The sequence below is a fragment of the Martelella sp. genome (genome assembly GCF_984369615.1).
Window position 1 is genome coordinate 1 of the sequence record NZ_CFHTCS010000136.1, and the last position, 10593, is coordinate 10593.

8 protein-coding genes are annotated in these 10593 nt (G+C 63.1%); 3 read left to right on the forward strand and 5 right to left on the reverse strand.

Features of this window, described 5'->3' with window-relative positions; all coding sequences use genetic code 11:
• On the reverse strand, positions 1 to 1114 hold a 1114-nt coding region (gene urtA / locus AC5DC2_RS12265; RefSeq protein WP_491698666.1), incomplete at its 3' end, for an urea ABC transporter substrate-binding protein.
• Positions 1115 to 1267: 153 nt separating this feature from the next.
• Positions 1268 to 2083: an ornithine lipid ester-linked acyl 2-hydroxylase OlsC gene (olsC, locus tag AC5DC2_RS12270; protein ID WP_491698667.1), complete on the reverse strand. Its 816-nt coding sequence runs from the start codon at positions 2081 to 2083 to the stop codon at positions 1268 to 1270.
• Positions 2084 to 2270: 187 nt separating this feature from the next.
• Between olsC and AC5DC2_RS12275 the strand changes: the two genes are divergently transcribed.
• Positions 2271 to 5672 (forward strand): hybrid sensor histidine kinase/response regulator, encoded by a 3402-nt coding sequence (locus tag AC5DC2_RS12275; protein WP_491698668.1) that lies wholly within the window; start codon positions 2271 to 2273, stop codon positions 5670 to 5672.
• Positions 5665 to 6585 carry a response regulator gene (locus tag AC5DC2_RS12280; RefSeq protein WP_491698669.1) on the forward strand — a complete coding sequence of 307 codons (921 nt, stop codon included), beginning with the start codon at positions 5665 to 5667 and terminating at the stop codon, positions 6583 to 6585. Before AC5DC2_RS12275 ends, AC5DC2_RS12280 begins: the two co-directional genes overlap by 8 nt.
• Before the next feature lie 371 nt (positions 6586 to 6956).
• On the opposite strand, the gene cysK is transcribed toward AC5DC2_RS12280, so the two are convergent.
• The 3 genes from cysK to dut form a co-directional block, all read right to left on the reverse strand.
• Positions 6957 to 7925 (reverse strand): cysteine synthase A, encoded by a 969-nt coding sequence (cysK, locus tag AC5DC2_RS12285; RefSeq protein ID WP_491698670.1) that lies wholly within the window; start codon positions 7923 to 7925, stop codon positions 6957 to 6959.
• Positions 7926 to 8082: 157 nt separating this feature from the next.
• Entirely contained in the window at positions 8083 to 9351 is a 1269-nt protein-coding gene (locus AC5DC2_RS12290) for an MgtC/SapB family protein (protein ID WP_491698671.1), read from the reverse strand.
• A gap of 109 nt (positions 9352 to 9460) precedes the next feature.
• On the reverse strand, positions 9461 to 9907 hold the full coding sequence (gene dut / locus AC5DC2_RS12295; protein ID WP_024708945.1) for a dUTP diphosphatase: 447 nt from the start codon (positions 9905 to 9907) through the stop codon (positions 9461 to 9463).
• Positions 9908 to 10227: 320 nt separating this feature from the next.
• On the opposite strand from dut, the gene AC5DC2_RS12300 reads away from it, so the two are divergent.
• On the forward strand, positions 10228 to 10593 hold a 366-nt coding region (locus tag AC5DC2_RS12300), incomplete at its 3' end, for a GTP-binding protein (protein ID WP_491698672.1).

Consider the following 10593-nt stretch of genomic DNA (forward strand, 5'->3'; position numbering starts at 1 on the left):
CGATCAGCACCGGCTTGGTGATGTGGTGGTTCGGCATCATCGCCGAATAGCCGCCCGAAAGATTCGGCACGGAAACGCCGATGAGCGCATCGATGACGGCATCCGGATCGGTGGTGCCCGCCTTTTCGACCGCCTCGACCCACATGTTGAAGCCGATATAGTGGGCTTCCATCGGGTCGTTGGTCACGCGGGAATCGTCGCCGGTGTAAGCGTGCCAGGCATCGATGAAGTCGTAATTCGCATCGGTGTCGACGGACTGGAAGTAGTTCCATGCGGCCAGATGACCGACAAGCGGAGCGGTATCGAGACCGGCGAGTTCTTCCTCACCCACGGAAAATGCCACAACCGGGATATCGGACGCGGAAATACCCTGGTTGGCGAGCTCCTTGTAGAAGGGCACATTGGCGTCGCCGTTGATGGTGGAGACCACGGCCGTCTTCTTGCCCTCCGAGCCGAAATTCTTGATGTCGGAGACGATCGTCTGCCAGTCGGAGAAACCGAACGGCGTGTAGTTGATCATGATGTCTTCTTCGGCAACGCCATGATCCTTGAGATAGGCTTCGAGGATCTTGTTGGTCGTGCGCGGATAGACATAGTCGGTACCGGCGAGAACCCAGCGCTCGACGCCTTCATTCTCCATCAGGTAATCGACGGCGGGAATGGCCTGCTGGTTCGGCGCAGCACCGGTGTAGAACACGTTGCGCTGGCTTTCCTCGCCCTCATACTGGACGGGATAGAAGAGGATGCTGTTCAGTTCCTCGAAGACCGGCAGAACCGATTTGCGCGACACCGACGTCCAGCAGCCGAAGACCGCCGAAACGCCATCGCCTTCGATCAGTTCGCGCGCCTTTTCGGCAAAGAGCGGCCAGTCGGAGGCCGGGTCGACGACAACCGCCTCAAGCTGCTTTCCCAGAAGGCCGCCCTTTTCGTTCTGCTCTTCGATGAGCATCAGCATGGCGTCCTTCAGCGTCGTCTCCGAAATCGCCATCGTGCCGGAGAGCGAGTGCAGGATACCGACCTTGATCGTGTCTTCCTGCGCCAGCGCGCCGGTTGCGGTCGAAGCGGCGAGCGCCGCCAGAAGAGCCGCGCCGGTCATTGCCTTTTTGAAATTCATGTTTTTCCCCTCAACGGATTGTCGCCTTCAAAGGCGCTTGGAAATCGCGGCGTTCGTGAAAAACGACGCCTGCGCCAACTATCGTCGAGGGAGAGAGAACCCCACATACGTCATTTGACGTAGGCGGGGTGGAAGACTGCCCGCAAGGCTGCCTTATGGCCTGTTCCGAAGCGCCTCGGCCTCGGCATAGAACTTCTTTTCCCAGTCCTTGTGGTTGTCGAGACCTTCGCGGATGAAGGGCGTGAAGATCGCCATGTTCATCAAGAGCCAGTTGACGAAGCGGGCGGGAAAACGCGTGGGCTTGACGAAATCGACGAACAGGACGACGCGGGTCTTGTCCGTGTGGTTCCAGGCCTCGTGCTCATAGGCATCGTCGAAGATCAGCACCTTGCCCTCTTCCCAGTGGCAGATCTGGTCCTTGACCCGGATCGCGAGCTGATCGGGCTCGGCCTCCGGCACGATCATGCCCAGATGAAGACGCAGCACGCCGTTATAGGGGCCGCGATGGGCCGGCAGGTGCTTTCCCGGCTCGAAGATCGAGAACATCACCGTCGTCAGTCCGGGGATCTTCTGCATCGCCTCCCAGGTCTTCGGGCAGGCCTTGATGTTCTGTTCCGATTTCAGCCCGTAGCCGAGCAGGAAGAAGGTCTTCCAGTGATTGTCATCGGAAATCGTCTTCACGTCCGTGGAGATATCCTGAAAGCTCGGCAGTTCGCTCTGGCGCTCCAGCACCTTGTCGAGTTCGGCGCGGATGGCGGGGGCCGCCGCCTCGATCTCCTTCGACCAGGGAAAGGTGGCATTGTCGTAGACGGGCGGATTGCCGTAGATCGCATGTTTGAAATTGAGCTTTTCCGCCCAGTTGACGACGCCCATGAAAAACCGCGTCACAGCGCTCGGGCGCTCCATCGGCGCGATGCCGTCGGTTCCGAAGCTCTGGCCGTCCTTGCCTTTCGTTTCGGTATGCGTCATGAACCTCTCCTTTATGCGGCTCTGCAGCTTCAACTGACCGCGATCATCCTAACATTCCCCGAAAAAAGGAAAAAGTGCGGCGGATGACGCGAATCGGGCCGCGTTTTCGCTTGCCATCGTCAGCCATTGCCTGAACATTCGAAAAAGCCAAGTTTCTTTTCACCTGCAGGCGCCGCACACACGATCGATGACACCACGCCAACGCATCATTCCCGTCCGGCGCGAGTATAACCGCTGGGTCGCCAACCAGACGCTTGAGGACTATGCGTTGCGCTTCACCGCCAAGAGCGCGCGCCGGTTTTCCTCAAGCCGCATCTCGCAGACGGCGATCGGCGCGATCTCCTTTCTGGCGCTGGAAGCGATCGGCGGCACGATCACGCTGTCCTACGGCACGACCAACGCCTTCTTCGCGGCCATCGTCGCCTCCGCGGTCATGCTGCTTGCCGGCCTTCCGATCGCCAAATACGCGATCCGCCACGGCGTCGACATCGATCTTCTGACGCGCGGCGCCTCCTTCGGCTATATCGGCTCGACGGTGACCTCGCTGATCTATGCGAGCTTCACCTTCATCCTGTTTGCCATCGAAGCATCGATCATGTCGGGCGCGCTGGAGCTCGCCTTCGGCATTCCACTGTGGATCAGCTACATCATCTCGGCCGTGCTGGTGATCCCGCTCGTGACCTACGGCGTGCAGATGATCTCGCGCTTCCAGCTGATCACGCAGCCCTTCTGGATCATCCTCAACATCCTGCCCTTCATCTTCATCGCCTTCATGGACTTCGAAAAGTTCGAGCTGTGGCGGGCCTTTGGCGGCATACGGGCGGAAAGTGCCGCCCCCGGTTCGGCTGCCCCGTTCACGCTGGCCGGCTTTGCGGCGGCGGCCGGCGTCATCTTCGCGCTGATGCCGCAGATCGGCGAGCAGGTCGATTTCCTGCGCTTTCTGCCGGCGACGGGAAAACGCAAGTTCCGTCATCGCCTGGCAATCTTTCTCGCCGGTCCCGGCTGGGTGGTGGTGGGCGTGCCGAAACTGATGGCCGGCTCGTTTCTTGCCGTGCTCGTGCTTTCCACCGGCATGCCGGCAACGGCGGCGGCCGACCCGGCGCACATGTATCTGACCGCCTTCGGCTACATGATCCCGAACGAAACGGCGGCGCTGTTGCTGATGGCCGCCTTCGTCGTCGTCTCGCAACTGAAGATCAATGTCATGAACGCCTATGCGGGCTCGCTCGCCTGGTCGAACTTCTTCTCCCGCCTCACCCACAGCCATCCCGGCCGCGTCGTCTGGCTGGTGTTCAACGTGGCGATCGCGCTGCTTCTGATGCAGCTCGGCATCTACCGGCTTCTGGAAGCCTCGCTCAGCGTGTTCTCGATCGTCGCCATGGCCTGGCTGTCGACCATCTCCGCCGACCTCTTCATCAACAAGCCGCTCGGCCTCTCCCCGCCCGGGATCGAATTCAAGCGCGCGCATCTCTACGACATCAACCCCGTCGGCCTCGGCGCCATGGCGCTTTCCTGCCTCGTCGCACTGGTGGCCCATTTCGGGCTGTTCGGCGCGCTCGCCGTTTCCTTCGCCCCCTTCATCGCGCTCGTCGTCGCCCTCATCGCCTCGCCGCTGATCGCCTGGGGCACGGGCGGGCGCTATTACCTGGCGCGCAGGCAACGCCGGGGCTGGCGGACGAAGACGGCGATCACCTGCTCGATCTGCGAACATCCCTTCGAGCCGGAGGACATGGCCTGGTGTCCGGCCTATGCAGGACCGATCTGCTCGCTCTGCTGCTCGCTCGACAGCCGCTGCCATGACCTGTGCAAACCCAAGGCGCGGCTCAACACCCAGATCGCGACCGTCGCCGGCGCGCTGCTGCCCGCCCGGCTGGTCGAGCAGCTTTCCTCCCGGCTTGGCCGCTACGGCATCACGGCGGCGCTCTCGGTCACCTTCATCGGCGCGATCCTTTCGATGATCGCCTACCAGATGGCCCGCGCAGCGCCTGAGACGGCCTCTGTGGTCTATGACACGGCGCTGATCGTCTTCTTCGTCTTCGCCATGCTCGCCTGCATCATCGCCTGGTTTTACGTGCTCGCCCATGACAGCCGCATGGTGGCGGAGGAGGAATCCTCGCGCCAGACGACCCTGCTCTTGAAGGAAATCGCCGCCCACGAGAAAACCGATGCCGCGCTCCAGGCCGCGAAGGAGAGCGCCGAAGCCGCCAACCGCGCCAAGAGCCGCTATGTCGTCGGCCTCTCGCATGAATTGAGAACGCCGCTCAACGCCGTCTCCGGCTATGCACAGCTGCTGGAGCGCGACCCGACCATACCCGATGCGCGACAGCCCGCGATCAAGTCGATCCGCCGCTCGGCCGACTATCTCTCGGGCCTGATCGACGGGCTGCTGGATATCTCACGGATCGAATCCGGACGGCTTCAGGTGTTCTCCAACGAGATCAACCTCGCCGAATTTCTCGACCAGATCATCGACATGTTCGAGACCCAGGCCCGGGCCAAGGGGCTGATATTCGAGCACACACTCGACCGCCACCTGCCGGCCTATGTGCGCACCGACGAAAAGCGCCTGCGCCAGATCCTCGTCAACCTGCTCTCCAACGCGGTGAAGTTCACCGATGCCGGCAGCGTATCGCTTGTGGCGCGCTATCGCAGCCAGGTGGCGACCTTTATCGTCACCGACACGGGCAGCGGCATCGCCGCTAAGGACCTTTCGCGCATCTATGAGCCGTTCGAGCGCGGCGGCGGCAGGGAAAAGCCGGGGCTCGGCCTCGGCCTCACCATCACGCGGCTTCTGGTCAACACGCTCGGCGGCGAAATCGAGGTGGAAAGCCGGGAGGGCTCGGGCACACGCTTTACCGTACGCCTCATGCTCGCCTCCATCGACCGGCCGCAGCCGCCGCGCGTGGCCGGCGACACCGCCGTCGCCGCGGGCTATGACGGGCCGCGCCGCACAATCATGGTCGTTGACGACAATGCCGATCATCGTGCGATGATGCGCGACATCCTCCTGCCGCTAGGCTTCGACGTCATGCTCGCCGAAGACGGAGAGACGGTATTCGGCCTGCTCGAAGACACGACGCCGGACATCTTCCTGCTCGACATCCGAATGCCGGGGATGAATGGCTGGCAGCTTGCCACCCGGCTGCGCGATGCCGGCATCGCGAAACCCATCGTGATGCTCTCGGCCAATATCGGCGACGACGCCATCATCGGCCATGGGGATGACAGCCATAACGACACGCTGTCGAAACCCCTCAATCTCAAGCGCCTGCGCGACGTTCTGGCGCTGCATCTCGGCCTCATCTGGCGGGAAACGCCGGACGAAAGCACGCGCGCCGCGCCCGAGATGCCTGAAGTCTTGCAAACGCCGCCGGATTCGCAGCTTGATGAATTGATCCGGCTCGCCGAGATCGGCTATCACCGTGGCGTCCGGGAAAAGCTGGCATCGCTTTCGTCGGAAGACGCATACCGATCTTTCGCGACCGAGGCTTCCGCCTTTGTCGCCCGTTTCGACCTGGACGGCCTCGTCGCCTATCTGAACAGGCTCAAGTCCGGCGTCGCCGGGAAGGATACCGCGCAAGATGGCTGAGAACGCCGCACAGGAAATCGTACTTCTGGTGGACGACAGTCCGGAGGCGCTGAGCTTCCTGACCGAGGCGCTGGAAGACAGCGGCTATTCCGTTCTGATCGCAACCTCAGGCGAAAGCGCGGTCAGCATCGTCGCGCGCATCACGCCCGATATCGTGCTGATGGACGCGGTGATGCCGAAGATGGACGGTTTCGAGGCCTGCCGGCGGCTGAAGTCCGGACCGGCAGCGCAAAGCCCCGTGATCTTCATGACCGGGCTTTCGGAAACCGAACACATCGTCCACGCGCTGGAATCCGGCGGCGTCGACTATCTGACCAAGCCGATCAATATCGATGAACTGAGGGCGCGCATCCGCGTGCATCTTGCCAATGCCCGCTCGGCCCAGAGCGCGCGGGTGGCGCTGGACGCGACCGGCCGGCACCTTCTGGCCGCCGGGCCCGACGGCGTGCCGCGCTGGATGACGCCGCAGGCCGGCAGGCTGATCGGCGAGGCGGCGGGCGGCGCGCCGGACATGAGCCTCATCGGGGACCGGATCTCTGCCTGGCTTGGCGAGGCCAATATCGGCGAAACGCCCGGCGGCCAGACGACGCTGCCGGTCACGCGAAACGGCGAGACGCTGTTCCAGCTTGTCTTTCTGGAGAAGACAGGCGCGGACGAATTCCTGTTCCGCGTGACCGCCGCCAATCCCGTGAGCGACGACGAGACGCTCAGGAAGCATTTTCCCCTGACCGTGCGCGAATCCGAAGTGCTGCTGTGGATCGCCAAGGGCAAGACCAACCGCGACATCGCCGATATTCTCGGCCTTTCAACGCGAACGGTGAACAAGCACCTTGAAACCATCTATGTGAAACTCGGCGTCGAAAACCGCGCCTCCGCCGCGGTGAAGGCGGCCTATGTGCTGCATGATATGTAGACGCTGACACCGTCATGCCGGGATGACGGCAGAGTGCGGGGCATTCGTCGGGGGTGAAAATAGCCTCCCTCAGTCACACAAAAAGCGCGGGGTCCGACCCCGCGCCCAGTTTGTTGACAAACCTCGCCACCCGTACGGGCGTCATCCTCGGGCTTGTCCCGAGGATCTAACCACCCCTCCCTACGAGCGGAGCGGTAGGTTTATAAGACCTTGTTTCTAGATTTTTTTGTCGAACACGCCTGTCGCGCCGAAACGTGCTTAGATGCTCGGGACAAGCCCGAGCATGACGACAATGCGTGGGGCTTGCTTCGTCGACGATCCGAGCGCGGGGTCCGAACTCCGCGCCTTCAACATTCACCAAATCGGTGTCCTTACGCCCCAAGTCCTTCAAACAGCGCCGTCGAGAGGTAGCGCTCGGCAAAGGACGGAATGATGATGACGATGTTTTTGCCTTCGTTTTCCGGGCGCGAGCCAACCTCGATTGCGGCCTTCAGCGCCGCGCCGGAGGAGATGCCGACCGGCAGGCCCTCAAGACGGGCGACTTCGCGGGCAAGGGCGAAGGCATCGTCGTTTTCGACCTTGACGATCTCGTCATAGACCGAGGTGTCGAGCACGCCCGGCACGAAACCGGCGCCGATGCCCTGGATCTTGTGCGGGGCGGGCGATCCGCCGGAGAGCACCGGAGAGGCGGCCGGCTCGACGGCCACGACCTTCACCTCCGGCTTCTTCTGCTTCAGCACCTGGCCGACGCCGGTGATCGTGCCGCCCGTGCCGATGCCGGAGACGAAGATATCGACAGCGCCGTCGGTGTCGTTCCAGATTTCCTCCGCCGTCGTCTTGCGGTGAATGTCCGGATTGGCCGGGTTTTCGAACTGCTGCGGAATGACCGCATTCTCGATCTCGGCGGCGAGTTCCTCAGCCTTGGCGACGGCGCCCTTCATGCCCTTCGGCGGCTCGGTCAGAACCAGTTCGGCGCCGAGCAGCGCCACCATCTTGCGGCGCTCGATCGACATGGATTCCGGCATGGTGAGGATCAGGCGGTAGCCCTTGGCGGCGGCCGCGAAGGCGAGCGCGATGCCGGTATTGCCCGAGGTCGGCTCGATCAGCACGGATTTGCCGGGCGTGATCTTGCCGGCCTTTTCCAGCGCGTCGATCATGGCAAAGCCAATACGATCCTTCACCGACGAAATGGGATTGAAGAATTCGAGCTTGGCCAGAAGATTGGCCTTCACGCCCTTTTCCCTCGCCAGCTTGTCGAGACGGACGATCGGCGTGTCACCGATCGTGTCGAGAATAGAGGAATAGACCTTCCCGCGTCCGGGTTTGCCGTTCTGTTCCATGGTGATTGCTCCCTGAATGAGTTACTCTCTAGGTAGGGTCCGGCCGGGGAAAATTCGAGGCACGAAACAGCGAACGGAACAGCTTTGGCGGAATGACATTCCAATCACCGGCAAGTTCGCGAAAACGCATTTCCCCTGCCGGCTCCGTGGCGCGAGCTCACCCGGCAAAGGCGACAAACAGCCAGAAACCGGCCCCGCCGACGGCCATCACTGCAAGCGTGACCAGCCCCAGAATCCGGCCATAGGCGCGCGTGCCGCTGCCAAGGGCAAGCACCACTTTGGTGACGAGATTGGCGGCGGCCGCGATCAGCACGGCAAAGGCGGCCGTTTCAACAGGCAGGGCGTTGCCGGCCATGTGTGCGGTGGAAAGCGTGATCGCATCGAGATCGGGAATGCCGGAGACGAGCGCGATGACGGTTATGCTTCCCGGTCCGAGGAAGCGCACCAGCACCCTGGCGATGAAACCGACAGCCCCCAGCAGCGCGCCGAAGCGCAGCACCGCGCCGAGCTCGAACGGATTGGAAAGCTCGATCCCGGCCTTGGCGTCAACCGCGCGGTTGCGCCCGATCAGGATCAGGCTCGCCGCGACAAAGACCAGAAGGCCCGGCGCGAGCGCCGCAGCGAGCGGCACGATCAGCGCCGGGGCAACGGCCGAGCCGATGATGAAACAGCGCACCAGCGACAGCCCGCCGGCAATCGAGGCAGCGCCCGCCAATTGCCGAGAAAGCGCGGGCTCGGCGGTGGAGATATGGGCAAAGGAGAGCGTCGTCGCCGTCGACGAGACGATCCCGCCGGTGGCGCCCGCAAACAGGATGCCGCGCTCGGGCCCAGCGACCCGCATCGCCACATAGCCGGCATAGGAAAGCGCGGCGATCATGATCGTCATCAGCCAGACGGTGAAGGGATTGAAGCCGCCCCAGGGATCGATCGCCCGGTTTGGCAGGAGCGGCAGGGCAACGAAGCTCATGGTGAGAAGCACCAGCGCCGATCGCAGTTCCACCCAGGTCATGGTTTTGAGGAAACCGTGGAGGCTGTGGCGCGCGGCCAGAAGAACGGTCGTGACCACGCCGCCAGCGGCGGCCAGGCGCATGTCGCCCGTCGCCGAGACGACGCCGAGCGCGAACACCACAAGCGCCGCGATCACGCCGGTGACGGAAAAGTCATTGCGCGGCGTGGCGGCGCGATAGGAGAAAACGATAAAGGCCGCCATCAGACCGAGGCCGAGCGCTGCCGGCACGACCGGGCCGGAAACCGCGCCGAGATAGCCGGCAAGCCCGCCGAGCAGGCCGACCAGCGCGAAGGTGCGGATGCCGGCGGCGCGTTCGCCATCGGCCATCTCGCGCTCCTGCCAGCCGCGCTCGATCCCCACCAGAAGCCCGATCGCGAGCGACAGACCGACACGCTGAAACGCTTCCATCATATCCATGCGCGAGCCTCCTTCGGTTCCGGCAAACCCAGCCGCCGAAGGCAGACCTTAGCGCTCACGGATAAAACCTGAAATAGCAATTATCGGGACAGACACCGCCAGGCCGGGATCACACGCCGGTCGAGCCGAACCCGCCGGCCCCGCGCACGGTCTCGGTCAGGTCGTCCACCACCGTCACCGGCATCTGCGTCACCGGCGCGATGATGACCTGGGCGATGCGCATGCCGCGCTCGATGGCGAAATCCTCGGTTCCGAGATTGACGAGCAGCACCTTCACCTCGCCGCGATAGTCACTATCGATCGTGCCGGGCGTATTGAGGCAGGTGATGCCGTGCTTGAAGGCAAGGCCGGAACGCGGGCGGACCTGCGCCTCGTGACCGTCCGGGATCTCGAAGATGAAGCCCGTCGGCACCAGCGCGCGGGCGCCCGGCCGCAGCACCAGCGGCTCGGCCTCGGGCACGGCGGCGCGGATATCCATGCCGGCGGAACCGGTCGTCTCATAGGCCGGCGGCGCGATGCCGTCCGCGTGTTCCAGGCGTTTGAGTTTCAGCGTCATTTTCGTTTCCATGTTCATTGCGGCTTCACGGGGCCTGAAAGGTTGGACGACTGCCTCACTTCTGACCGATCTCCCCCCTTGAGGGGGAGATGCCCGGCAGGGCAGAGAGGGGTGCAGCGGAAGTCCCATATTCCGTGCTTGTTGAAAGGGCTCACCCCTCTCTGTCGCTTTCGCGACATCTCTCCCTCAAGGGGAGAGATTGGCGGCGGCAGGGTCCTCTTCAATCTCGCCCGCATCCTTGCCACGCCTCACTAACAGGTCAATTGCATCTACCTGCTCAAATCGCTACATAGTCGGCCAATCAACAGGATATTGCATCGATGCCCGAAACGCTTGCCGAGGCGGTTGCCCGCCGCCGAACCTTCGCGATCATCTCGCACCCGGACGCCGGTAAAACCACGCTCACCGAAAAGCTGCTGCTGTTCGGCGGCGCGATCCAGCTTGCCGGCGAGGTGAAGGCCAAGAAGGACCGCATCCAGACGCGTTCCGACTGGATGAAGATCGAGCGCGAACGCGGCATTTCGGTGGTCACCTCGGTCATGACCTTCGAGTATGACAACACCGTCTTCAACCTGCTCGACACCCCCGGCCATGAAGACTTCGCCGACGACACCTACCGTACGCTGACGGCGGTGGACGCGGCGATCATGGTGATTGACGCCGCCAAGGGCATCGAGCCCCGGACG

Bases quoted from the DNA above. Each gene is read 5' to 3' on its own strand.
- AC5DC2_RS12275 (WP_491698668.1), top strand. From the start codon at position 2,271: ATGACACCACGCCAACGCATCATTCCCGTCCGGCGCGAGTATAACCGC.
- cysK (WP_491698670.1), bottom strand. From the start codon at position 7,925: ATGGAACAGAACGGCAAACCCGGACGCGGGAAGGTCTATTCCTCTATT.
- dut (WP_024708945.1), bottom strand. From the start codon at position 9,907: ATGACGCTGAAACTCAAACGCCTGGAACACGCGGACGGCATCGCGCCG.
- AC5DC2_RS12290 (WP_491698671.1), bottom strand. From the start codon at position 9,351: ATGGATATGATGGAAGCGTTTCAGCGTGTCGGTCTGTCGCTCGCGATC.
- AC5DC2_RS12280 (WP_491698669.1), top strand. From the start codon at position 5,665: ATGGCTGAGAACGCCGCACAGGAAATCGTACTTCTGGTGGACGACAGT.
- olsC (WP_491698667.1), bottom strand. From the start codon at position 2,083: ATGACGCATACCGAAACGAAAGGCAAGGACGGCCAGAGCTTCGGAACC.